Raw genomic sequence first — 23,593 nt, forward strand, 5'->3', positions numbered from 1 at the left:
TTTTTAAGGATTCCAATGAAAAATCTTTTATTTTTACTTATTTTGATTAGTGCGCTTTTCGCTCAAAATGCACAAGAAACTAAGCAGAATCCAAAACCTGCGACAAACAAATCTACCACAAGTCAGCAAACGACGAAGAAAAAAGAATCCAAACAGACAAAAACAACTTCCAAAGCGGAAAATGACAAAATAGCCTTAAATCAAAAAATCTCTCTGGATTATCTCAAAAAGCAACCCGCAGGGGTTTCGCGGGATTTTTATATTTGGCTGTTTTTACAACAAGATATTACCCCAAAAGAAGCCAAAGAAGCGTATGATTTGGCGGTTAGGAAAAATGCAAAACTCTTTGGATTGTATTTCAAAAAAGGAAGCAATAAAACCCTTTCACGCAAAACAATTTGTGAGCGAATGAGTTTGGATAAACTTCTCAAAGAGGATTCTAAATGTATCGCATTGGCATTAACAACCAAAAAAGCGGAATCTCTAGACAAAAAAGCCTTAAAGAGGCTTTCGCAAAATGTGCAACCCCACAATCAAAGACTCGCTAAACATTTGAATATTTTAGCCAACAAAGATCCTTTTGCACATCTCATCACTCAAGACGCAAAGACTTTCGGAGATTTTTATTTTGCGATTTCACAAAACTATCGCAATCGTTTGAATTTCGCAATTTCAAAGGAGACTTTGGCGCGATTGCTCAAAGAACACAATGAAACTTTCAATCGCGCTTTAAAAAGTATGATTATGAATACTTCTTTGGAGACTTTTAATCGCTCACTGACCGCATTAGAGCCTAATGGTGAGGTTTTGAAAGCGTTAGACGCTGAAACTTCCTTTTATCTAGGGCTAAATGCAATGCGATTCCAAAAAAACTCTCAAGCATTAGCGTATTTTACACATTCTAAAACACACGCAAAACACGCATTCAATAGGAATCGCGCGAGTTTTTGGCTGTATCTAGCAAGCAATGATAAACAATATTTAAAGGCTTTGAATGATTCTAAAATCGTAGATGTTTATGTGCTTGCAAGTCTTGAAATAACAGGAGAGAAACCGAAATTTAACCTTGTGTATGATGTCCCAACACAGCAAAAAAAGGCAAATTGGAATTTTAAGAATCCTTTTGAATGGGAGCGCATTCGCGATTCCTTTAAGTCTATTAAAGGCAAAGAAGCCCAAACGCACCGCCAAAAATTACTTGCAAAAGTGGATAGTGATGAGACAAAAGCGCATTATATTTGGCTTGCTCGCACGAAAGATACAGAGTATTTTCTGATGCCTTATAAAGAAGTGTTTTCTAAGTTTCCATCAGACAAACAAGCCTTGCTTTACGCACTTGCAAGGCAAGAGAGTTTGTTTATCCCCACAGCAATCTCAACTTCTTATGCGTTGGGGTTGATGCAGTTAATGCCTTTTAATGTCAAAGCCATCGCAAAAGAGCTAAAAGAGGACGATAAAGTAGGATATTTTGATATGTTTGACCCGGCGGTAAATGTGCCTTATGCGGAGTATTTTACGCGTCCTCTTGTGCGGGAATTTAGCCACCCACTTTTTGTCGCCTATGCTTATAATGGCGGACCGGGATTTACGCGTAGATTGCTTGGAAAAAATCAATTATTTAAAAAGCAAAATCCATTAGATCCTTGGTTTAGTATGGAGATGATTCCTTATGAGGAATCACGCGTGTATGGCAAGAAAGTATTGGCAAATTATTTGATTTATCAAAAGAAGCTTGGCAAAGAAATTACAATGCTAGATTTGTTACAGCAAAGTTTAGTGTATTGATTTATTTGACAAAAATGTCAATAATTTGCTTTATTTAAGCTTGGTGTTGCAAAAATTGACTATAATTATAAGATGAATTAAAAAATAAGGAGCAAAATATGGATATAACAGGTGTAGGTGGTTCTGCGGTATATTCTAACTATGGCTCACAAATGAATACGGAATCCCGAAATTCAGAACGCGCACAGCAAGACCAACAAGCGCAACAAACACGCAATGAACAAGCACAGCAAGAGCGACAAGCCCAAGAACAAGCAGAGCGCACAAGAGTTCCGGATTATTCCAATGGCTTTAGCGTAGAAGCATAGCCCAATTAGCACGAAAATCATCGTGCTAATTTGTGTTTGCAACGCTTAATTCCAAGAAAAATAGAATAATAGAATTCCAAAAAGTCTTTAAAAAACTTCTAAAAGAAACAAGTCAATAAAATTCCCATTAAAAGATTAAAAAACACAGATTCCAAATCCTTTTTAAAAATAAATTTTAGATTTTTTAGTTATAGTTTTAGAAATCTTTAATCTATGAAAATTTAAGGGCGAAGAATGAATGCGATTAGTCAAAATAACGGAATCTCTTATGGTGTGTTTAGCGGAATCAGCACAAATGCGCAACAAATAGCTGAAAATTCAGAGAATCTCTCACAAGTAGGCGCGGTATCTAGCGCAACGCTTTCTTTGGGGAATAGCAAAGCAGATTTAACGCAAGAGATGATAGGGCAAATGGAATCCAAAAATAGTATAGAAGCAAATGCGCAAGTGATTCAAACTGCGGATTCTATATTGCAAACTTTGCTAGATATTCAGGCATAAGGCTAAAATTAAGGTTACACAAAGGGGTTAAAATGGTAGATTATGGGATTGAATATTGGGGGAAAGATGATTTTATCATTGAAGATGGGTTGGTAAAAGTCAATTACAAAACCAAACCCGCATTAATTAATATCGTCAAGCAAGTGCGTGAAGAAGGCTATCGTGGTCCTCTTTTGGTGCGTTTTCCGCATCTGATGAAAAAACAAGTAGAAAAGATTTTTACAAGTTTTGAAAATGCAATTCAAGAATATCGTTATAAAGGCAAATTTAAAGCAGTTTTTCCTATCAAAGTGAATCATTATCCCAATTTCGTCTTGCCCTTGATGAAAAACACCACACATCGCTGTTATGGATTAGAAGCAGGAAGCAAATCAGAGTTGATTATTGCAATGGCTTATACGAATGAAAATGCGCCAATTACCGTGAATGGCTTTAAAGACAAAGAAATGATTTCTCTAGGATTCATCGCTGCAAAAATGGGGCATGATATTACACTAACCATTGAAGGATTAAATGAGCTTGAAACCATTATTGAAGTTGCCAAAACTCTAGGAAAGCCTTATCCCAAGATTGGACTTAGAATCCGATTGCACAGCACAGGCATAGGGATTTGGGCTAAAAGTGGCGGGATAAATTCCAAGTTTGGTTTGACGGCAAGTGAGCTTGTGGAGGCGATTTCGTTGTTGCGTAAAAACGACTTACTCAATAAATTTACAATGATTCATTTTCATATTGGTAGCCAAATTAGCGATATTTCTCCGCTCAAAAAAGCCTTAAGAGAAGCCGGGAATATTTACGCAGAACTCCGCAAAATGGGCGCAAAAAATCTTAACAATGTTAATATTGGCGGAGGACTTGCAGTAGAATATGCCCAACACGAAAACCAACAGAATCGTAATTACACACTCGCGGAATTTAGTGGCGATGTTGTTTTTACACTTAAAGAAATTGCCAAAAACAAAAAAGAGCCAGAACCTAATATTTTCATAGAATCCGGACGCTATGTTTCTGCCAATCACGCGGTATTAATCACGCCTGTTTTGGAGTTGTTTTCTCAAGAATATGACGAAAAATCCCTGCATTTAAAAGACAAAAATCCCCCTTTGGTGGAGGAGCTTTTGGATTTGTATCACACGATTAATGAGCGTTATGCGATAGAATATTTGCATGATAGTTTGGAGCATATGGAATCCTTGCTTACGCTTTTTGATTTGGGTTATATTGATTTGCAAGACCGCAGTAATACAGAAGTGCTTGTGCATTTGATTATCAAAAAGGTGATTAAACTCTTAAAACACAAAAATCATAGTGATATTATTCGGATTCAAGAGCAAGTGCAAGAGCGTTATTTACTAAATTGTAGTTTCTTCCAAAGTTTGCCAGATTATTGGGGATTGGCACAGAAATTCCCTGTGATTCCGCTAGATAGGCTGAATCGTCGTCCTACACGCTCGGCTAGTCTTTGGGATATTACTTGTGATAGCGATGGGGAAGTGGCGTTTGATAAAAATGCGCCTTTATTCTTGCATGATATTGATGTGAATGAAGAAGAGTATTTCTTAGGATTCTTTTTAGTTGGAGCATATCAAGAAGTGCTGGGAATGCGCCATAATCTCTTCACGCACCCAACAGAATTTAGTGTGGTTTTTGACGAAGAAGATGGACAATACACGATTGAAAATTTATTGGAATCGCAAACAATTTTAGATGTATTAGAAGATTTGGATTATGATACAAAAGAGATTGAGCGTTGCTTGAAACAGCGGCTAGAAGATAGCAAAGAAATCACAGAGGATACTAAAAAAGAGGTGTTGGGACAACTCTATGTAATGCTTAGCGAAAATGGCTATTTAAGGACGGTGTTTAAAAGCGGAGGAGAAAAATCTTGAATTACGCCTCTACATTATTTGGCACAATTAAGGAAGATTTCGCGGTAATTTTAGAAAAAGATCCCGCCATTAATTCTAAAGTGGAATTATTTTTTAATTATCCGGGATTGATAGCCTTAGTGCATTATAGAATCGCGCATAAGCTTTACGCTAAAGGCTTTAGAGTGTTTGCTCGGATTCTTATGGGAATTACACAATGGCTAACTAATGTGGATATTCACCCCGCTTGTAAAATCGGGCATCGCGTGTTTATTGATCATGGGCATGGAGTGGTGATTGGCGAGACCGCAGAAGTGGGCAATGAGGTAATTATTTATCAAGGTGTGAGTTTGGGTGGTGTGAGTTTGGAGCGCACCAAAAGACACCCTACGATTGAAGATTCTGTAATTATCGGTGCAGGTGCAAAGGTGCTAGGCAATATTGTAATAGGGGCAAACTCCAAAATCGGTGCAAATTCTGTGGTGATTCGTCCTGTGCCTCCAAACTCTACGGCAGTTGGAATCCCGGCGAAGAATATCGTCAAAGGAATGAGTGATGACCTCAATAAGATTCCAGATATTTCCTATCAACTTTTCCATTATTTACAAGAGCGTTTGGAGCTGTTAGAATCTGTCGCGCCTAAAAATATGGAGTATATGGAATCGCGTAAAAGACTAGAGACTTTATACCAAGAATTTTTAAAGGTAAAAGTTTAATTTTTGCCTTGATGTAACGATAAAATGGCTGAAGTGTCGTGGGATTTTGCTATAATTCTCTCTAAGAAAACAAAAGGAGGTTGCAATGTCTTTTAAGATTAATACACAGCCCTATAAAGTCAGCTATCCGCAGGTTTCTACAAGCACACCGATAGCTAAACCTAGCACAAGCACTCCGATAAAAAACACAATCAACACCGGCAAAGCAACCACCACACCGCAAGTGAAATATCCCACGCAAAATTTGTTAGATAAATACCGCTCCCCGGGTTCTTTTTATAATGCGCAAAATTCCTTAAATCATCAATTTGGGATTCAAAATAACTCTAGCAGCATTAACAGCGAAGTAGATGAGGGCAAAAAGGCACTTTTGGAAAATTTGCAAAGCCAAAGCAATGCCTTTAATTATGGCATTAATAGCGGGGATTCCACGCTTAGTTGGAGTGATGCGCTCGGGCAGTATTTGGAGTTAGAAGATAGTGCTTTGCAAAAGCAACTACAAGCCCAACAATCTCAAGAGGCTCAAAGCGATTTTTTAAACGAACTTTTGTGGAATCTCAAAAAGAATCTACCTCTATAAATTCGTGCTTTAGGGTTTGAAACGCGTTTTAAATGCGGAATCTCATTAAAGCATAACAGCGCACAAAGGCAAATTGCGAAACTTTCTCAATTTTCTTTTACCTTAAAATGCTATAATTAAGCTTTAAAATTTTCTCAAGGACAAGTATGAAACAGCTTACATTGGGGATTATTGGATTAGGCACGGTGGGTAGCAGTGTCGCGGAAATCCTAAAAAATAATCAAGCATTGATTGCAGCGCGTGCAGGCTATGAGATTCGCATTAAACAAGGCGTTGTTAAGGATTTATCTAAAAGCCGTCAAGTGTTTGATTTCCCTATTACTAATGATGTGGATTCTATACTCAATGACCCAGAAATTGATATTGTCGTAGAATTGACAGGTGGCGTGGAAGCTCCTTTTGAAATCGCCAAAAAAGCTTTGCGCAATTCCAAAGCATTGGTAACTGCCAACAAAGCAATGCTTGCTTATCATCGCTATGAATTGCAAAAAATAGCAGGAGATTTGCCGATTGGTTTTGAAGCAAGTGTCGCAGGTGGAATCCCTATTATTAAGGCATTGCGTGATGGATTGGGAGCGAATCATATTTTAAATATTTGCGGAATCATTAATGGCACTTGTAATTTTATTTTAACCAAAATGAAAGAACAAGGCGTAGAATATAAAGAAGTTTTGCAAGAAGCGCAGGATTTGGGCTATGCAGAAGCTGACCCTACCTTTGATGTGGGTGGGTTTGACGCGGCGCATAAATTGTTGATTTTGGCGAGTATTGCTTATGGGATTGACGCGAAGCCAGAAGATGTTTTGATTGAGGGAATCACAGAGATTACGCAAGAAGATATTGCATTTGCTAAGGAGTTTGGCTATCATCTTAAACTGCTTGGAATCGCCAAAAAAGATGGAGATGAGATAGAATTGCGTGTGCATCCTACTTTGTTGCCAAAAGAAGCGATGATTGGAAAAGTTGATGGGGTGATGAATGCGATTAGCGTTGTTGGGGATTATGTCGGTGAAACGCTTTATTATGGTGCGGGTGCGGGTGGAAATGCTACGGCGAGTGCCGTGATTTCAGATATTATTGAGATTGCACGCACTAAAAGTTCTCCAATGCTTGGATTCAAAACAGCAAGTAGCCATTTGCGCCTTAAGCCACAAGATAGAATTATCAGTGCGTATTATTTGCGTATTTTAGTGCTTGATAAGCCCGGAGTGTTGGCGCAGATTGCGAAAATCTTTGGCGAAGTTGGAATCTCTATTGATACCTTTTTGCAACGCAAGGCAAAGGACAAAAACCACTCCACGCTTTTGCTTTCCACGCATTCTTGTAGTGAAGCAGAGATTAAAGTCGCCATTGGGCTTATTAGCGCACTAGAAGTCGTGCATGCGATTCCGGTGATGATTCGCATTGAAAAATAATTTTAGATTCCATTGTGTTTTTTAGGGCTAGAAATTTAAAAGAGTCGCAACGCGAAAAGGGGCAGAGTAAAGAAGAGCGGAGTTTGGATTCTAAGGATTTTCGCAACACCACCCAAAAGGGCAAAGAAGCTGAAGAAGCCGCGTGTAGATTCTTAATAGAACAGGGCTTTGAAATCATAGAAAGAAACTTTTATACGCGTTTTGGAGAGCTAGATATTGTGGCAAAAAAGCAAGAGGTTTTGTATTTTGTTGAAGTGAAAAGTGGCGTGGGATTTGAGCCTGTGTATAATCTAAATCCCTCTAAACTAGAGAAACTCACAAAGACGCTGAATATCTATCTGAAAACTCACAGAATCGCAATGCCTTATTGTTTGAGTGCTTTGGTTTTGTTTAAGTCAATGCCGAAAGATTCCTTTGAAATTCGTTGGTTGGAGAATCTTACAATGTTTTAAGGTCTTAAAAGTCAATGGATTTTTGAATATGCTTGGAATCCCTGCTGACATAATGTGTCTTTATGGTTGCAAAGGATTCAACTCATCGTATCAATTTGCACATTGCCGCTATAAATTGCGTGGCTAAACTCTCTTAAAATGCGCTGTGTTTTTGCTTCTGTGTTTTTGCGTAAAATATCATTATAGTTGCTCGTAGGATTCTTGTTGTAGTTTTTGGTATAAAGTCCCTCTAAGTGATTAAGGCTGTTTTGAAACTCTTTTGCGACTTCCCGCCAACCCTCTTTTGTGATTCCTAAGAATCCAAGCTCGTTTTCGTCTTTGTCGTTAGAGTTAGAATCTTGAGATTCTTTTTCTTTCTGTTCTACGCGTTCCACACTCGCGCTTAAATTACCTGCGCGTGTTAGCATTTGGGCGACAGAAATCTTTTCATTGGGCGACATACCCGCAGTTACGCGTTCAAAGGCTTGGTATTGTTCATCATTCATCAGTTCTAAACTAATCATACCATAGGTGATTCTTTCTGTTTCAAAACTCTCTTGATTTTGTTGGTGCGATTCCTTGCTTTGCGTTTTATTGGTGGATTGCACATTTTCATTGAGAATACGATTTGCCTCATTATTATAGATTCCACTTAGAGAATTTAAATTCTGATTAATAACCATCGTAAAACAAAATCCTTTCTAGTTGAAATTTCGCAGCAAGACTGTAAGCGGGTTGAAATGGATTCTAACGAACACATTGCGCGTTTTGTTGATTATTGAAGAATCTCGCTTCAGTCTTTTGTCTTGAAATCTAAGCAAAAAGGATTCCAACTTCTAGAATCGTCCTTGAAAAGCCTTTGAAAATTTATTGAAATTTTGTAGAAATTCCATAAAATCTTGCTACGCTTTAAGCAAAGATAAACTATAATTTCAGGATTTTTTAATATATTAAAAAACTTCTAATTTAAGGTTTGTTGCATTATGAAAGATTTAAAATTTATAAAATATTCCTTTTTTCTCCTTTGTTTTTTTGGTATTTCCCTTTTTGCTTCCCCTTTTGGTAATAAAATCATCGTTCCCATTATAGAGCTAGATCAAGATTCCGAGCATTATGCGTATGTTCCTGCCTTTGATCTTAAAGTAGGCGAAAGTGGTGAAATTGTCCGCTGGTTTGATAGTGAGCATTCCGGTATTGTGGCAAAAGCCGCAGTGATAGAGATTCAAAATGGTCGTGCGAAAGTCGCCTTTGAACCCTTTGTTGGATTGGAGCAAACCGCATTTCCAACGCCAATCTTAATGCCACAAAAAAATGATGAGGTGATTTTTCGTAGCTTTAACGACAGAGCGTTTTTGATTGCGCCAACACAAGATATTTATGAGAAAGTCAAAAATGCGTATCCGGAGATTGTATGGCTACACCCGGATTTGTTTGCGGCGTATTTGATGGATATAGGACATACTGCGCCGGTAAAAGGGGATTTTCGTAAAATCTGCACACAATATGCAGCAGGGATTATTTATTTGGTGAATCTTAACGAAGGTCAAGCATTGGATTGTCAGACTTTTCGTCCAGTCAAAAAAGACTATATCACAGGACGCGCTCCGATAGAAGATCGTATGTTGCCATTCTTCTCACGCATTGGTAGAGGGAATCAAGAATGGTTTTCTTATCTTTTTAATGACATTAAAACGCAGGATTATTATGTTTATTTCGACGCACTTGTCAAAGGAGAGATTCGCGATGAAGACGCGACATTTTTTGGAAGAATCACAAATTATTTCCTTAACGGCGTCAAAGATATTTTCTAGGGGCTTTTTATGACAGAACAAAATATCAAGGATTTAAAAGCGATTGTTGGAGAGGGCGAATGCTTCAGCGATAAAGCACATTTGAGTGCTTATTGCTATGATGCAACCAAAGAGAGAAAATATCCTGAATGCGTTGTTTTTCCTCACAATGAAGAAGAAGTCAGTCGTGTATTGAAGTATTGTAATGAACATTTGATTCCTATTATCCCACGCGGTGCAGGGAGCGGATTCACAGGCGGTGCGCTTGCAGTGCAAGGTGGGGTGATTTTAGCATTAGAAAAACATATGAATCAGATTTTAGAGATTGATATGGAAAATATGGTTGCTAGAGTGCAGCCCGGTGTCGTGAATATGCAGTTACAAAAGGCAGCAGAAGCAGTGGGGTTGTTTTATCCGCCAGATCCTGCGAGTGAATATTACTCTACGCTTGGTGGTAATGTGAGTGAAAATGCAGGAGGAATGCGCGCGGCAAAATATGGAATCACAAAAGACTTTGTGATGGCATTGCGTGCGGTATTGCCTAATGGCGATATTATTCGCGCGGGTAAAAAAACGATTAAAGATGTGGCAGGTTATAATGTGGCGGGGATTTTAATTGCAAGTGAGGGGACTTTGGCGGTTATTACTGAAATCACTCTGAAGTTGCTTAGCAAACCCAAATATAAACAAAGCGCAATGGGCGTATTTCCAAGCATTCAAGCCGCAATGAACGCGGTTTATAAAACAATGGCAAGTGGAATCTCTCCTGTGGCAATGGAGTTTTTGGATAATCTTAGCATTCGTGCAGTGGAGGAGAAATTTCATAAAGGTTTGCCAAAAGATGCGGGTGCGATTCTCATCACAGAAGTAGATGGAAATTTGCCTGAAGAAATTACCTATCAGATTCAAAAAGTAGAGGAGAAATTTCTCGAAAATGGTGCGAGTCAATTTATCAAAGCAAACAATGAACAAGAAGCGGCGGATTTGTGGTTTGCTCGTAAGAATGCAAGTCCAAGTATTACGATTTATGGAAGCAAGAAACTCAACGAAGACATTACCGTCCCGCGTTCTAAATTGCCAGAGTTATTAGAGAGAATTGCAGAAGTTTCTAAAAAATATGGCGTTGTGATTCCGTGTTTTGGGCATACAGGTGATGGAAATGTGCATACTAATGTAATGGTAGATGGTAGTAAGCAAGAAGAATTAGAAAAAGGACATCAGGCGATTGAAGAGATTTTTAAAATCACCGTGGATCTTGGTGGAACGCTAAGTGGTGAGCATGGGATTGGAATCTCAAAAGCACCTTTTATGCACCTTGCTTTCTCGGAAGAAGAAATGGATTTATTCCGTTCTATTAAAAAGGCTTTTGATCCTAATAATATTTTGAATCCGGGAAAAATGGCATTATAATCAAAGAAAAAGGAAAATTAGGTTTGGTTTGTTTTATTTTTGTGTTAAAATTTAATTTTAATTTTAAGGATTCTAAATGATTTATGATGTGCAAAAAATTCGTGAGATTCTGCCACACCGCTATCCTTTATTGCTTGTAGATAGGGTGGTTTCTATGTCTCCAAATGAAAAGATTGAAGCCTATAAGAATATCACCATTAACGAAGAAGTGTTTAATGGGCATTTTCCTGTGCAACCCATTTATCCAGGGGTTTATATTATTGAAGGACTTGCACAAGCGGGAGGAGTTTTGGCGTTTGTTAGTATGTTTGGAGATGAAGCGCAAAATACAGGAGATAAAATTGTTTATTTTATGAGCATTGATAGAGCAAAATTTAGGAATCCTGTTGTTCCCGGAGATAAGCTTGTTTATAAGCTAGAAGTCTTGAAGCACAAAGGTGGGATTTGGGTTTTGCAAGGTTATGCTTATGTGGAAGATAAGCTAGTTGCCGAAGCAGAATTAAAGGCAATGGTAGTGGATAATGCAGAAAAAAAGGCGCAAAAGTGAAAATAGCAAAATCAGCGAGAATCGCACAGACTGCCATTATTGAAGAGGGTGCAGTGATTGGCGAAAATGTCGAGATTGGGCATTATTGCGTGATTGGTAGCAATGTCAAAATTGGAAAAGATTGCAAGATTTACAACCATGTAACCATTTTAGGCAATACGACTTTAGGCGTGGGAAATGAAGTTTTTCCCAATGCGACTTTAGGCACGAAACCACAAGATTTAAAATACCACGATGAACCCAATGAATTGATTTTTGGCGATTATAATAAAATACGCGAATTTACAATGATTAATCCCGGCACAGAGGGTGGAGGTGGCAAAACGATAATCGGCAGCCACAATTTGTTAATGGCTTATGTGCATATTGCGCATGATTGCATTGTTGGAGATTCTTGTATTTTGGCAAATGGTGCAACACTAGGTGGGCATATCGTGCTAGGAAGTCATATTAATATAGGAGGCTTAACGCCGATTCATCAATTTGTAAAAGTTGGCGATTATGCGATGATTGCAGGTGCGAGTGCGCTCTCTCAAGATATTCCTCCGTTTTGTATGGCAGAGGGGAATCGCGCAGTAATTAGAGGATTGAATTTACATCGTTTGCGCAAAAACTTTGAACACCACGAAGTGGATAAGATTCATAATGCGTATAAGCGTCTCTTCTTCGGTAATGCTCCTATTAAGGAGATTGCGCAAGAGATTCTTGATGAGGGCGTAAAAGATGCGAATGTTAAAAAAATGTGTGAGTTTATTATCCAATCTACAAGGGGAATCCCTTTTATAAGGAAAAATAATGAGTGAAAAAGTTTGTGATTTTTGCAAATCTAAAGAATCCCATAAGAATCCATTGATTGCGGGGAATAATGTTTGTATTTGTAAAAATTGTATCATTGCTTCTTATAGTTTGCTTGTAGGCGGTGAGCAGCATTTCGAAGAAGAGTTGGAATCCCCTGTAAGTGAAGAGCTAAATATCGTCCCCCCTAAAGAATTAAAAGCGGTGTTGGACGAATATGTGATTGGTCAAGAAAAGGCAAAAAAGGTTTTCAGTGTCGCGGTGTATAATCATTACAAGCGTGTGTTGCAAAATAAAGAGCAAAAAGACGAAGAAGATACAGAGATTGCTAAATCTAATATTTTGTTGATTGGTCCAACAGGAAGCGGAAAAACCTTGATGGCACAGACATTGGCAAAATACTTAAATATTCCGATTGCTATTTGTGATGCGACGAGTTTGACAGAAGCGGGTTATGTCGGAGAAGATGTAGAGAATATTTTGACACGCTTACTTCAAGAGGCAAATGGCGATGCGCAAAAAGCACAAAAAGGCATTGTTTTTATTGATGAAATTGATAAAATTTCAAGACTTTCAGAGAATCGTTCTATCACGAGAGATGTTTCGGGTGAGGGAGTGCAACAAGCATTGCTAAAAATCATAGAGGGAAGTATCGTAAATGTCCCTCCAAAAGGTGGTAGAAAGCACCCTAATCAAGAGTTTATTCAGATTGACACCAAAGATATTTTGTTTATTTGTGGCGGGGCATTTGATGGGTTAAAGGATATTATTGAGCGCAGAATCGGGGGGAATAGTTTAGGATTCCACCATAAGACTGCCAAAAAAGTCGCACAAGAAGATATTTTAGAGCAAGTAGAACCCGATGATTTAGTGAGTTTTGGTCTGATTCCGGAACTCATTGGTCGTTTGCATATGATTGCGACTTTAGAGGAAATCACCAAAGAAGCGATGATTGAGATTCTGCAAAAACCAAAGAATGCCTTGACAAAGCAATACAAAAAACTTTTTGCCTTTGATGATGTGGTTTTAACCTTTAAAAAAGAAGCGTTAGAAGAGATAGCAAATCTTGCGATTGCTAGAAAAACAGGCGCAAGAGGGTTGCGTTCAATTATGGAGGAAATTATGCTAGATATTATGTATGAGTTGCCAGAATTGAAAGGTTACGAGGTGATTATCACCAAAGAGTCGGTTTTGAAACAAGCAAAACCTGTGCTAGTAAAACAGAAAAAAACAAGCAAAAAGAGTGCTTGAATCCCACTATAAAGAGAGAAGAATATGGTATTAGATAAAGTTATTGGTTGGTTTTCACATGATATTTCAATTGACCTTGGGACAGCAAATACGATTGTTTTAGTAAAAGGACAAGGTGTTATTATTAATGAACCTTCGGTTGTAGCAGTGCAAAACGATCGCTACGGCAAAAATAAGATTCTAGCAGTTGGTCATGAGGCAAAAGATATGGTGGGTAAGACGCCCGGAAGTATTCTAGCAGTGCGCCCAATGAAAGATGGTGTGATTGCGGATTTTGATATGACAGAAAAAATGATTCGTCATTTCATTGAAAAGGCACATAGAAGAAAGGCATTGATGCGTCCTAGAATTATCGTTTGTGTGCCTTATGGATTAACAGGAGTGGAGCGCAAAGCGGTTAGGGAATCCGCTATTAGTGCGGGAGCTAGGGAAGTCTTTTTGATTGAAGAGCCAATGGCAGCGGCGATTGGTGCAGGTTTGCCTGTCAAAGAACCTAAAGGAAGCTTGGTTGTGGATATTGGCGGAGGGACAACAGAGATTGGAGTGATTTCGCTAGGAGGGCTTGTAATTTCAAAATCCTTGCGTATCGCAGGGGATAAGCTGGATATGTCTGTGGTGGATTATGTGCGCAGAAAATATAGTTTGCTTATTGGAGAAAGAACAGGGGAAGAAATTAAAATCCAAATTGGTTCCGCGGTAAGCCTTGATGAGCCGCTTGTAATGCAGGTTAAAGGGCGCGACCAAGTGAGTGGATTATTAAACACGATTGAATTAACAAGCGAAGATGTGCGCGAAGCGATGAAAGAGCCTTTAAAAGAAATTTCCAATGCCCTAAAAGATGTGTTAGAGCAAATGCCACCAGATTTAGCGGGTGATATTGTAGAAAATGGGGTTGTCCTTACCGGTGGTGGGGCGTTGATTCGTGGGCTTGATAAGTATCTCTCTGATGTGATAAAACTTCCTGTATATGTGGGTGATGAGCCTTTGTTATGTGTGGCAAAAGGCACAGGAAAAGCATTAGAAGAAATTGATGTTTTACAACAGCTTTCTTATGAGTAGTTAGTTTATTAGAAATTTTTGTTGAAAACTTAAACAATGATGAGTGGTAGAAATAGATGAAAAAACTTTTTCTTTGGATTATCTTTTTGTTTATTGTATTGTTTGTTTCAATGAAAATTTCTACCGAAGTGCAAAATAAAATCCTATTTTTAAGTGATAGTATCAAAACGGGCATTTTGAATCTCAATAGCAATACCCTAAAAGCAATCCAACGCCATTTTCATCAAGTCGAGCAGATTAAACAGCTTTCTAACTCACTTCAAGAAAAGCAACAAATAGAATACTTATTGGAAGCTTTAAAAGTGGAATATAACGATTTATTGGCTTTGGTAGATTCTCCCTTGCGCCTCAATCTCCCAGAGCTTTCGCTCGTGCGTATGCTTTCGTTTGTGCATATGAATGATCATAAAAAGATTTGGTTGGAATATAAAAGTAAAAAGCCACATCAAGAGGGAACGATTTTTGGCTTGATGAATGAAAATAAAGTAGCGGGAATTGCGATTTTGCAGAATCATCGTTTAGAGGGATTCCTCAATGGAGATGAAAAATGCAGTTATAGTGTTGTAGTAGGAGACAAAAAGTCGCAAGGAATCGCAAAATACGATATTAATAAAGGTTTTATTGTGGATTATATTCCGCTTTATCCCAAAGTAGAAGTGGGCGATATTGTGCAAACGAGTGGCAATGACAATATTTTTTATCCCGGTATTTTTGTGGGTGTTGTGGAAGCGGCTGAATTGCGACAGGGTTATCAAATCGCCATTGTCAAACCCGCTTTAAATGCGGTTTCAAAGTTTTATTGGCTTGTAGATGTGGAGGATTTAAGCCTCGTTACTAGTGTTGAAGAAAATGCGACACAATCGCAAGAACCTTTGGGGATAGATTCCGCTAAACTCTCGCAATAAACTTCATAAATTTTCATTTTCTCATTCGCAAATTGTGAGATTCTACGAAGAATCTTGTTTGCTATTTAAATACAACTTCACGATTCTTTCTCTCTTGATGTAGTTTTTGTAAGTTCTTAAATTCCAAGGATTTTTAGGAATCTAATCTAAAATAATCCATAAAATTTTGCTTTAGTCTAGGGTTTAATTTTAAAATGGAATGAAATTTGCTTTATGATTTATAAAGTCAAATAAAGGAGCAAAATATGGAATTTCTTGATGAAGGACTTAGTTTTTGTAGTTTTTTTGAAGTAGTAGAGTTAGAATCCGAGAGCCAAAACAAGCAAAGCGAACAAAATAAAGAGGACAAAAGTTGCAATACAATTCATCTAAATAGCACAGAGCAAAACGAAAAATTAATAATTTTGTATTCTAAACGCGCAAGTTAGAATGATTATTTTTGCGATTCTTTGTCTATTTAAGCGGGAATTGCAAATCTTAAAAAAGCTAAAGTGATACCAAAAAGACCACGAAAGCATAAAATATTGTAAAATTCTCCCAATACGCTTAAAAACATTGTAATTTGTTGTTATAATATACACTCAAAACCTAAATTTGCAAAACTTAACTTTGGAGCTTTGATGATGATAAAGATCACTGAAAATAGTTTGAGAGATGGACACCAATCTTTGCTTGCGACGCGTATGCGAACAGAAGATATGGTAGAAGCGGCACAGCTTTTTGAACAAGTTGGATTCCATAGTGTAGAAGTGTGGGGCGGGGCGACTTATGATACTTGTTTGCGCTATTTAAAAGAAGATCCTTTCGAGCGTTTGGCGATTTTTAAAGAGATTTTTAAAAAAACTCCAATACAAATGCTTTTGCGTGGGCAGAATCTCATCGGTTACCGACATTATGCCGATGATGTTGTGCGCGAATTTATCAGGCTTTCTGCGCAAAATGGCGTAGATATTTTTAGAATCTTTGATGCGCTTAATGATATTCGCAATGTAGAAGTTTCCATACAAGAAGTTAAAAAGCAAGGAAAACACGCGCAAGGTGCGATTTGTTACACAACTTCCCCCGTGCATACGATTCAAAGTTTCGTAGAATATGGCAAGGAGTTGGCAAAACGCGGTTGCGATTCTTTGGCTATCAAAGATATGGCGGGATTGATTACGCCTAATGCGACCTTTGAACTTGTCAAAGCATTAAAAGAAAAAATCGGCTTACCCTTAGCATTGCATACGCATTCTACTGCGGGATTTGCGTTTGGTTCGCATTTGAAAGCAATAGAAGCGGGTGTGGATATTGTGGATCTTGCCAATTCTGCATTAAGCGAAGGCACGAGTCACCCCTGCACACAATCTATGGTGGCGACTTTACAAGGCACACAATGGGATACAAAGTTGGATTTGGAGATTATGGAAAAAGCCGCCGAGATTTTAAAGCGCAATCGCAGAAAATACAAAAAATTTGAATCTGAATACAATCAAATTGATACGCGCGTGTTAGTCAATCAAATCCCCGGTGGTATGATTTCTAATATGGCAAACCAACTCAAAGAGCAAAACGCACTTGATAAGATGGACGAAGTGCTAAAAGAGATTCCCAATGTGCGCAAGGATTTTGGCTATCCTCCGCTTGTTACGCCCTCTAGCCAAATCGTCGGCACACAAGCGGTGTTGAATGTCCTAGCGCAAACGCGTTATAAGACGCTAACCACAGAATCTAAAAATATCATTAAAGGATATTATGGTAAAACACCCGCGCCAATTGCCAAAGAACTATTAGAGCGCATTCAAGCAGAGGGTGAAGAAGTGATTACCGTGCGTCCAGCAGATAGATTAGAGCCTGAATTGCAAAAGGCTCGTGAGGAATCCCAAGGCTTCGCCAAAAGCGAAACTGATGTGATTTCTTATGCGATTTTTGGCGGAATCGCTAAGAAATTTTTGTGTGAGCGCAACGAAAACTGCCTAAGCCCTGAAGCATTGACGACTTTTGAGGGAGCAAATGCGCCAATGTCAAAAGAATTTACGATTAATTTGCATGGGGAAACTTATAATATCAAAATAGAAGGAAGTGGCACGAAAGATGAAAATGTGCGACCTTTCTTCGTGCGCGTCAATGGGGATTTGAAAGAGGTTTTAATAGAATCTAGCGAAAAAGATTCCAAAACCCCTAGTAAAAAATCCGATTCCTTGCCACAAGCGAATCTTCCCGGGCATATTATTTCTCCAATGCCCGGAAATCTAACAAAGCTAAAAGTCAAAGTGGGCGATAAGATCAAAGAGGGCGATGTTTTGGCAATCGTAGAAGCAATGAAAATGGAAAATCAAGTTTTGGCAACCATTGGTGGGGAAATCAAAGAGATTTATGCCAAAGAGGGGCAGCAAATTAGTGCGAATCTCGCAATTATGCTCGTAGAATAATGAATATCTTAAGCGTTAGTGAGCTAAACGCACAGATTAAAAGTTTGCTTGAAGCAACTTTTTTGCAAGTGAGTGTAAGCGGAGAGATTAGCAATTTCACGCACCATAGTAGCGGACATCTTTATTTCACTCTAAAGGACAAGGATTCTAGTCTAAAATGCGTGATGTTTCGCGGGAATGCTTCGCGTTTAAGATTCCAAATCCAAGAGGGTATGAATCTCGTGCTTCAAGGCTCTATTAGCGTCTATTCTCCGCGTGGCGAATACCAGCTAAACTGCGTTAGCGCACAGCCTTTAGGAATCGGAGAATTAACCCTTGCTTTTGAACAATTAAAAGAATCCTATCAAAGCAAAGGCTATTTTGATAACAAAAAACCCTTGCCCAAATTTCCTAAAAAGGTCGCTTTGCTGACTTCTAGCACGGGCGCGGTTTTGCACGATATGCTAAGAGTTGCTAAAAAGCGGTGGAATCTCGTGGAGTTTGTCTTGCTAAATACCCTTGTGCAAGGGGAGGGGGCGAAAGAAAGCATTGCAAACAATATCCAAAAAGCCGATGAATTGGGCGCAGATTGCATTGTATTAGCGCGTGGTGGTGGGAGCTTGGAGGATTTATGGGCTTTTAATGAGTCTTTAGTCGTGGAGAGTATTTATAGAGCAAAAACTCCAATTATCTCGGCTGTGGGTCATGAACCCGATGTGGTATTAAGCGATTTTGTCGCGGATTTACGCGCTCCCACTCCTTCAGCAGCGATGGAAATCTTATTGCCCGATAAGAATGAATGGTTAATGGGTTTGGATTCCATGCAAAACATACTTCAAGAACGATTCTTGCATTTGGTGCGCAAAAAAGCAAACCAACTCCAAAATCAAGCATTTTTGCTAGAGAAAAATTTGTTTTTCAATAAAATAGAACACGCAAGAAATGCGCTTGAAAATTTTGATTTGGTTTTAGCGCAAAAAATGCAACACAAAATCTCCTTGTGCTCCTTAAAATTGCAGAATCCAAATCTTCAAATTTCCCTTAAAATGCAGCAGTTTTTAGCGCGAAAATCTATGCAATTAGAGCATTCTAAAGCGCAACTTTATGCTAAGAATCCCGAAAACTACCAAAAATCAGGCTATGCTTGTGTGTTGATGAAAGGCAAAAAAATAAAATCCTTAGCAGAGATTCCGCCACAAACTCTTTTAGAATTGCAAGATGGAAGTGCCACCATTAAAGCGGAGGTAAAGGAAGTGTTGCAGAGGCATTGAATCGTGAGTCTTTTAGAATCGCAGTTTGCATTGTAGGCATCAACACAACTCTATTCCAAATACTCCCCAATCTCTTTTTTAGAAGTTTTCCATTCGCCAATGCTTTTCCATTTAGCAAGATTACAAAAACGACAAAAAGGAATCGGTTTGGCAAGGAATTGCAAAATCTCGTGATAATCCTTTGCCTTGTAAATATCTATAAAATCTATTGGAGTGATAGGAAGATTTTGATGAAAAGCTGCATTGAAATATTGGATATTGGGCGCAATGTTGCAAGGATAAAGTTTGCCATTTCTAAGTTGCACACAATTATTCGCCATACCGCATTTTACAAAGCTATCTAAGGGATTGCAATTTCCTTTTGGTTCTAGGACAAATTTAAGGGAAGCTTTAATCACTTGCGTGTTGTTGAAAAATATCAGCGGAATCCCAAAGTCTTTGCATTTTTGTTCTATCACTTCCCAATTTACTTTAATAGGATATTTAGTTGGGTGAATCTCTATTTTATTCTCTTTGCAAGATTCCCAAAAGTCTTTAGATTGGGATTCTAAAAGGATTCCATTTGTAACTAGCCAAATTGCACTCTTAGGAAAATATTTTCGTGTAACTTGAAAGAAGTCTTTGCAATTTGGATTCAGCAGAGGTTCTCCGCCCATTAAATGGAATCTCCCAATCAAACCATAAGTTAAGTTGGATAGCCTCTTTAAGTCGCACTCGTATTGATTGAGATTTGGGAATCCCTCTTTTGCTAATTGAGAAAAATGCGAACAGCTAAAGCAGTTGAGATTGCAATGCTCGGCTAGATGAATCTCTAGGATTCTAAGATAGACTTGCGGGGTGAGTTTATTGACTTTGGATTCTAATGCGTGGAATCTGTTTTTAAAGTCTTTATTTTGAATCTCTAATTGCCTTATTTTTTCTTTAGAATCTTGATAAAGAGATTCTACTTCTTGGAGTTTTGTTTTTAACTTTTGGTGTTGTTTGGAGTTTTTAACAAGTGAGAGAATCCAACGCTTTTTATCTTTCAAAAAGAGATTTAGTTTATCTTGCCCCCCCCCCCATATTATTTGTATGATTTGATTGCATGAAAGTCCTTAAAATAAAATGTGCGATTTTAGCGAAAAATCTTTAAGATAAGACGCGCGAATTGGCTAAAAAATCGTTTTTGAAGCGCACATAGTTTTGCGCGGATTCCACGATGAGCGCAACTTCTTCTTCTTTTAATTCCCGAATCCATTTCGCGGGATTTCCTAAAATCAATGAGCGCGGAGGGAATTTCTTGCCTTTAGTTACGACACTTCCAGCTCCTACAATGCTTTCTTCGCCAATTTCTGCATTATCCATAACACAAGCGTGCATACCAATGAGGCAACGCGAATGGATTTGACACGCGTGAATAATGCAGTTATGTCCGATTGTAACTTCATCGCCAATCACAACAGGGAATCCAGAATCTATTATCTTGCCATTTCCATCAAAGCTTCTATGCCAAATATGCAGAGTAGTTAAGTCTTGGATATTCGTGCGTTTGCCAATTTTGATGAAATTTTCATCGCCTCTAAGCACACAATTAAACCAAATGCTAGAATCCTCGCCGATTTCTACTTCTCCGATAATCTTAGCACCTTCGGCGAGGAACACATTAGCGGCGATTTTTGGGGTTTTTCCTTTGAAACTTAATAGCATTTTATTCCTTTGTTGTTGGGGTTTGGCTTACTTCATCAAGTAGATAAATAATGTGTTGCCAAGAAGCGTTGGTCGCCTCGCTTAATCCTACTTCGCAAGTGCTTGAACTCGCATAGAATCGCTGAATGTTTTGTTTTGCAAAGTATTCTTTTAAATCCTCTAGGGCATTTTGGTTTAGCTTGGGATTTATAAAGCCCTTATTTCCCGCGAACCCACAGCAAAAAGTCTGCGCGTGTTCTAATACTTTAGATTTTGTGCAGTTTGTGGCAATCTGCTTAATAGAATCCGCGTAACCTCCCTTTTTGCAAGCGCAAACTGCGTAGATTCCAATGGGTTCATCAAGGGGATTGAGTTTGAGGTTTGGCAAGATAAAGTCCCGCGCAAAGACGCTTATATCAAGAAGTTGCAATTTTTGGGATTCTAGCTTATTTTTGAATTGTTCTAGCATTTCTTGTGTGCATGCGCTATGGTCGCATACGATAGGGATTTCCCCATTGCGCGATTCCTCTATTAAATCTTGCAGGATATTTTGGAACGGGTTGATTTGCGGATTCTTTTGTGTATAGTCTTTAAATGCCTTGCCACAGCACATTTTTTCAAGATTTTTTGGGAAAATCACTTCAATATTAGCCTTTGCGCAAAGGCTTAAAAAGACTTCTTGAATCGGTCTTGTATCTCTAGCAAGAGGCGAGGGAGCAAAAATACGATTCAAACAAGAGCTAAAATACAAGACTTTTTGGGAAGATTTGATTTTTTTATTTGGCAATTTCAAAGCATTAGAAGTTGGCATATATTTAGGGATATAAGGAATTTTTATTTTTTGGTTCGCAAGAAGTGAGAGTTTTTTGATATTTTCGCGTCCTAAAATCTTCGCAGTTGTCTGTGCGAGGGTTACGCCAACTTTGGCAAGAGAGATTGTAAGTGGGATTTGTTTAGTGATTTGTGTAGCAATAGAAATTGCCAAAGGGCTAGAATGGTTGTTTTTGTGTGTAATAGCGATTTTTGCGGTGTTAATGCTTAGAGGACACATACTTTGACATAAGGAGCAAGTCGCGCAAGTCTCTACCACATAATCTTTAAATTTCGCTTCTAATGCGGCTAACTCTTCCCTTTCTTTTTGGTTTTTGTCCTCTAGGCTTTTTAGTCGTTCAATTTCCCTTACAACTGCGATTCTTTGTCTTGGCGTTAGGGTTAGGTTTTTGCTAGGGCAAACTTTCTCGCAGAATCCGCATTCCATACAGGCATTAAGATAATCTTCAATCGCATTAGCGGGTTTGAGGTTTTCAATATGGATTTTAGGATTCTCACAGATAATCACATCGGGGTTAAAGAGGTTTTTGGCGTCAAAAATCTTTTTAATGCGTTGGTTGATGGCATACGCCTTAGCTCCCCATTCTAATTCTACAAAAGGCGCCATCATGCGCCCTGTGCCATGTTCTGCTTTGGTGCTACCTTTAAGCGCGACGACCATTTGGGCTAATGCGTCCATAAATGCAGCGAAATTGGCGCATTCTTGCGGGTCGCTTAAAAGCGGAGTGATGATAAAATGCACATTGCCACTTAGCGCGTGTCCGAAAATGATTCCTTCAAAATCATATTGTTTAAAAAGCTCGGTAATGTTTTGAATGCCTTGTGCGAAATGCGGAATCTCAAAGCAAATATCCTCTGTAATCACCGTGCTTCCGCTGCGTTTAGTTGCCGCAGAGATAGGCAACAATCCTTTGCGGACTTTCCACCATTGTTCTTGTTCTGCGCTATCAAAGCTGAAATTTAAGCCAAAGAGCGTAGGCACGGAATCTAGCTGCTCCCGAATCGTTTGGAGATTGTTTTCCAAAAGAGAGAGCGTGTTGGATTCTAATTGGATAAGAATCGCACAATTCCCCTCACGGACATTTTGCAAATCCTGTGGCATTCCTTCAATATGCCGCACAGCTTTCAAACAAGCATAGTCCATAATTTCTGCAGCACTAACAATAGAATCGTTGGCACTTAGGATTTTTATCGCTTTTGCTGCGTCTTCCAAGGTTTGATAGAAGATTAACGCACAGGCTTTATGTGTGAAATCTTCTTGCATAAAATATTCTACGCGAGAAACGAATCCCAATGTCCCCTCCGCACCGATAAAAATATGATTAAGAATCTCTGTAATATCTTCAAAATCCACTAGAGCATTCAGGCTATAACCTGTGGTGTTTTTTATTTTGAATTTGCGCACAATTTCTTTGCATAAAGAATCATCTTCTAAAATCTCTTGGCGCAAATGGAGTAGATTCTCTACTAATTCTTGATGTGTTTGGAGGAAATTCTCTACATTTTGCCTATCTGAAGTGTCCAAAATAGAACCATCATATAAAATCACGCGGATAGATTTGATGGTGTGGTAGCTGTTTTGCTTGACGCCACAACACATACCGCTAGAATTGTTAGAGAAGATTCCGCCAATACTCGCATTGTTGATAGTCGCGGGGTCTGGTCCTATCTTTTTGTTAAGCGGTTTTAAGGCAAGATTCGCGTCTGAACCAATGACACCACAATCACACCAAATAGAATCCTTTTCTAGTTTGATGTTTTGCCATTTATGGAGACACACGACAAGCACACTATCACTACAAGCCTGTCCGCTTAAACTCGTGCCTGAACCCCTAAAGGTAAGAGGAATATTGTATTTTTGGCTTAAAGCGATGATTTTTTGAATCTCGGTTTCGTTAATGGGTTTAAGGACGAGTTCAGGAATGTAACGGTAGCAAGAAGCGTCAATGCCATAAGCAAAACGCTCCAAATAGTCCCCAAAGATTCTATAATGCTTCACTTCCTCTGTGGTGTCAAATAAAAATTCTCTGCATTCTTTGGCGAAATTTTGGTAATCTCTTTGCATTTTTTTCCTT

22 protein-coding genes are annotated in these 23,593 nt (G+C 38.6%); 18 read left to right on the forward strand and 4 right to left on the reverse strand.

Annotation, left to right across the window (positions count from 1 at the left end; genetic code table 11):
* Positions 1 to 15 precede the first annotated feature (15 nt).
* The 8 genes from LS69_RS01810 (at position 16) to LS69_RS01845 (ending at position 7,625) form a co-directional block, all read left to right on the forward strand.
* The gene (locus LS69_RS01810) at positions 16 to 1,785 is read left to right on the forward strand and encodes a lytic transglycosylase domain-containing protein (RefSeq protein ID WP_138121689.1); all 1,770 of its coding nucleotides are present in this window, start codon (positions 16 to 18) and stop codon (positions 1,783 to 1,785) included.
* A 98-nt stretch (positions 1,786 to 1,883) separates the two neighbouring features.
* Positions 1,884 to 2,093, forward strand: coding sequence for a hypothetical protein (locus tag LS69_RS01815; RefSeq protein WP_138121690.1), 210 nt, complete (start codon positions 1,884 to 1,886; stop codon positions 2,091 to 2,093).
* Positions 2,094 to 2,327: 234 nt separating this feature from the next.
* On the forward strand, positions 2,328 to 2,594 hold the full coding sequence (locus LS69_RS01820; RefSeq protein ID WP_138121691.1) for a flagellar basal body rod C-terminal domain-containing protein: 267 nt from the start codon (positions 2,328 to 2,330) through the stop codon (positions 2,592 to 2,594).
* A gap of 32 nt (positions 2,595 to 2,626) precedes the next feature.
* A complete protein-coding gene (gene speA / locus LS69_RS01825; protein ID WP_138121692.1) occupies positions 2,627 to 4,483 on the forward strand; it encodes an arginine decarboxylase in 1,857 nt (618 codons plus the stop codon).
* Positions 4,480 to 5,178, forward strand: a complete 699-nt coding sequence (gene cysE, locus LS69_RS01830) for a serine O-acetyltransferase (RefSeq protein WP_138121693.1) — start codon at positions 4,480 to 4,482, stop codon at positions 5,176 to 5,178. Before speA ends, cysE begins: the two co-directional genes overlap by 4 nt.
* Before the next feature lie 85 nt (positions 5,179 to 5,263).
* Complete coding sequence (locus LS69_RS01835; RefSeq protein WP_138121694.1) at positions 5,264 to 5,758, forward strand: hypothetical protein; 495 nt, start codon at positions 5,264 to 5,266, stop codon at positions 5,756 to 5,758.
* A gap of 146 nt (positions 5,759 to 5,904) precedes the next feature.
* Complete coding sequence (locus LS69_RS01840) at positions 5,905 to 7,173, forward strand: homoserine dehydrogenase (RefSeq protein WP_138121695.1); 1,269 nt, start codon at positions 5,905 to 5,907, stop codon at positions 7,171 to 7,173.
* A gap of 83 nt (positions 7,174 to 7,256) precedes the next feature.
* Entirely contained in the window at positions 7,257 to 7,625 is a 369-nt protein-coding gene (locus LS69_RS01845) for a YraN family protein (protein WP_138121758.1), read from the forward strand.
* Positions 7,626 to 7,702: 77 nt separating this feature from the next.
* Here the strand turns inward: LS69_RS01845 and LS69_RS01850 are convergent, their stop codons facing one another.
* Positions 7,703 to 8,287, reverse strand: a complete 585-nt coding sequence (locus tag LS69_RS01850; RefSeq protein WP_138121696.1) for a hypothetical protein — start codon at positions 8,285 to 8,287, stop codon at positions 7,703 to 7,705.
* Between the two features lie 300 nt (positions 8,288 to 8,587).
* On the opposite strand from LS69_RS01850, the gene LS69_RS01855 reads away from it, so the two are divergent.
* The 10 genes from LS69_RS01855 (at position 8,588) to xseA (ending at position 19,022) form a co-directional block, all read left to right on the forward strand.
* Entirely contained in the window at positions 8,588 to 9,415 is an 828-nt protein-coding gene (locus LS69_RS01855) for a plasminogen-binding N-terminal domain-containing protein (protein WP_138121697.1), read from the forward strand.
* A gap of 9 nt (positions 9,416 to 9,424) precedes the next feature.
* On the forward strand, positions 9,425 to 10,804 hold the full coding sequence (gene glcD / locus LS69_RS01860) for a glycolate oxidase subunit GlcD (RefSeq protein WP_138121698.1): 1,380 nt from the start codon (positions 9,425 to 9,427) through the stop codon (positions 10,802 to 10,804).
* A 76-nt stretch (positions 10,805 to 10,880) separates the two neighbouring features.
* Complete coding sequence (gene fabZ, locus LS69_RS01865; RefSeq protein WP_138121699.1) at positions 10,881 to 11,351, forward strand: 3-hydroxyacyl-ACP dehydratase FabZ; 471 nt, start codon at positions 10,881 to 10,883, stop codon at positions 11,349 to 11,351.
* Positions 11,348 to 12,154 (forward strand): acyl-ACP--UDP-N-acetylglucosamine O-acyltransferase, encoded by an 807-nt coding sequence (gene lpxA / locus LS69_RS01870; RefSeq protein ID WP_138121700.1) that lies wholly within the window; start codon positions 11,348 to 11,350, stop codon positions 12,152 to 12,154. The genes fabZ and lpxA overlap by 4 nt, the downstream gene beginning before the upstream one ends.
* Positions 12,147 to 13,397 (forward strand): ATP-dependent protease ATP-binding subunit ClpX, encoded by a 1,251-nt coding sequence (clpX, locus tag LS69_RS01875; protein ID WP_138121701.1) that lies wholly within the window; start codon positions 12,147 to 12,149, stop codon positions 13,395 to 13,397. Before lpxA ends, clpX begins: the two co-directional genes overlap by 8 nt.
* A gap of 24 nt (positions 13,398 to 13,421) precedes the next feature.
* The gene (locus LS69_RS01880) at positions 13,422 to 14,456 is read left to right on the forward strand and encodes a rod shape-determining protein (protein WP_138121702.1); all 1,035 of its coding nucleotides are present in this window, start codon (positions 13,422 to 13,424) and stop codon (positions 14,454 to 14,456) included.
* A 56-nt stretch (positions 14,457 to 14,512) separates the two neighbouring features.
* Positions 14,513 to 15,361 (forward strand): rod shape-determining protein MreC, encoded by an 849-nt coding sequence (gene mreC, locus LS69_RS01885; protein WP_138121703.1) that lies wholly within the window; start codon positions 14,513 to 14,515, stop codon positions 15,359 to 15,361.
* Between the two features lie 245 nt (positions 15,362 to 15,606).
* Positions 15,607 to 15,789, forward strand: coding sequence for a hypothetical protein (locus LS69_RS01890; protein ID WP_138121704.1), 183 nt, complete (start codon positions 15,607 to 15,609; stop codon positions 15,787 to 15,789).
* A gap of 195 nt (positions 15,790 to 15,984) precedes the next feature.
* Entirely contained in the window at positions 15,985 to 17,772 is a 1,788-nt protein-coding gene (gene oadA, locus LS69_RS01895; RefSeq protein ID WP_138121759.1) for a sodium-extruding oxaloacetate decarboxylase subunit alpha, read from the forward strand.
* Positions 17,772 to 19,022, forward strand: coding sequence for an exodeoxyribonuclease VII large subunit (gene xseA, locus LS69_RS01900; RefSeq protein WP_138121705.1), 1,251 nt, complete (start codon positions 17,772 to 17,774; stop codon positions 19,020 to 19,022). The genes oadA and xseA overlap by 1 nt, the downstream gene beginning before the upstream one ends.
* 50 nt (positions 19,023 to 19,072) lie before the next feature.
* Here xseA and LS69_RS01905 read toward each other — a convergent pair whose 3' ends face one another.
* The 3 genes from LS69_RS01905 to LS69_RS01915 form a co-directional block, all read right to left on the reverse strand.
* On the reverse strand, positions 19,073 to 20,050 hold the full coding sequence (locus tag LS69_RS01905) for a 4Fe-4S cluster-binding domain-containing protein (RefSeq protein ID WP_138121706.1): 978 nt from the start codon (positions 20,048 to 20,050) through the stop codon (positions 19,073 to 19,075).
* Positions 20,051 to 20,150: 100 nt separating this feature from the next.
* On the reverse strand, positions 20,151 to 20,708 hold the full coding sequence (locus tag LS69_RS01910; RefSeq protein WP_138121707.1) for a gamma carbonic anhydrase family protein: 558 nt from the start codon (positions 20,706 to 20,708) through the stop codon (positions 20,151 to 20,153).
* Position 20,709: 1 nt separating this feature from the next.
* A complete protein-coding gene (locus LS69_RS01915; protein WP_138121708.1) occupies positions 20,710 to 23,583 on the reverse strand; it encodes an FAD-binding and (Fe-S)-binding domain-containing protein in 2,874 nt (957 codons plus the stop codon).
* Positions 23,584 to 23,593: the final 10 nt, after the last annotated feature.

Source organism: Helicobacter sp. MIT 05-5294, assembly GCF_000765675.1.
Lineage (GTDB): Bacteria > Campylobacterota > Campylobacteria > Campylobacterales > Helicobacteraceae > Helicobacter_D.

Coding starts and splice junctions, on each gene's coding strand:
- xseA (WP_138121705.1), top strand. CDS start 17,772: ATGAATATCTTAAGCGTTAGTGAGCTAAACGCACAGATTAAAAGTTTG.
- LS69_RS01835 (WP_138121694.1), top strand. CDS start 5,264: ATGTCTTTTAAGATTAATACACAGCCCTATAAAGTCAGCTATCCGCAG.
- speA (WP_138121692.1), top strand. CDS start 2,627: ATGGTAGATTATGGGATTGAATATTGGGGGAAAGATGATTTTATCATT.
- glcD (WP_138121698.1), top strand. CDS start 9,425: ATGACAGAACAAAATATCAAGGATTTAAAAGCGATTGTTGGAGAGGGC.
- oadA (WP_138121759.1), top strand. CDS start 15,985: ATGATAAAGATCACTGAAAATAGTTTGAGAGATGGACACCAATCTTTG.
- clpX (WP_138121701.1), top strand. CDS start 12,147: ATGAGTGAAAAAGTTTGTGATTTTTGCAAATCTAAAGAATCCCATAAG.
- LS69_RS01910 (WP_138121707.1), bottom strand. CDS start 20,708: ATGCTATTAAGTTTCAAAGGAAAAACCCCAAAAATCGCCGCTAATGTG.
- LS69_RS01850 (WP_138121696.1), bottom strand. CDS start 8,287: ATGGTTATTAATCAGAATTTAAATTCTCTAAGTGGAATCTATAATAAT.
- LS69_RS01890 (WP_138121704.1), top strand. CDS start 15,607: ATGGAATTTCTTGATGAAGGACTTAGTTTTTGTAGTTTTTTTGAAGTA.
- LS69_RS01880 (WP_138121702.1), top strand. CDS start 13,422: ATGGTATTAGATAAAGTTATTGGTTGGTTTTCACATGATATTTCAATT.
- LS69_RS01810 (WP_138121689.1), top strand. CDS start 16: ATGAAAAATCTTTTATTTTTACTTATTTTGATTAGTGCGCTTTTCGCT.
- LS69_RS01855 (WP_138121697.1), top strand. CDS start 8,588: ATGAAAGATTTAAAATTTATAAAATATTCCTTTTTTCTCCTTTGTTTT.
- LS69_RS01820 (WP_138121691.1), top strand. CDS start 2,328: ATGAATGCGATTAGTCAAAATAACGGAATCTCTTATGGTGTGTTTAGC.
- mreC (WP_138121703.1), top strand. CDS start 14,513: ATGAAAAAACTTTTTCTTTGGATTATCTTTTTGTTTATTGTATTGTTT.
- fabZ (WP_138121699.1), top strand. CDS start 10,881: ATGATTTATGATGTGCAAAAAATTCGTGAGATTCTGCCACACCGCTAT.
- LS69_RS01915 (WP_138121708.1), bottom strand. CDS start 23,583: ATGCAAAGAGATTACCAAAATTTCGCCAAAGAATGCAGAGAATTTTTA.
- LS69_RS01815 (WP_138121690.1), top strand. CDS start 1,884: ATGGATATAACAGGTGTAGGTGGTTCTGCGGTATATTCTAACTATGGC.
- LS69_RS01840 (WP_138121695.1), top strand. CDS start 5,905: ATGAAACAGCTTACATTGGGGATTATTGGATTAGGCACGGTGGGTAGC.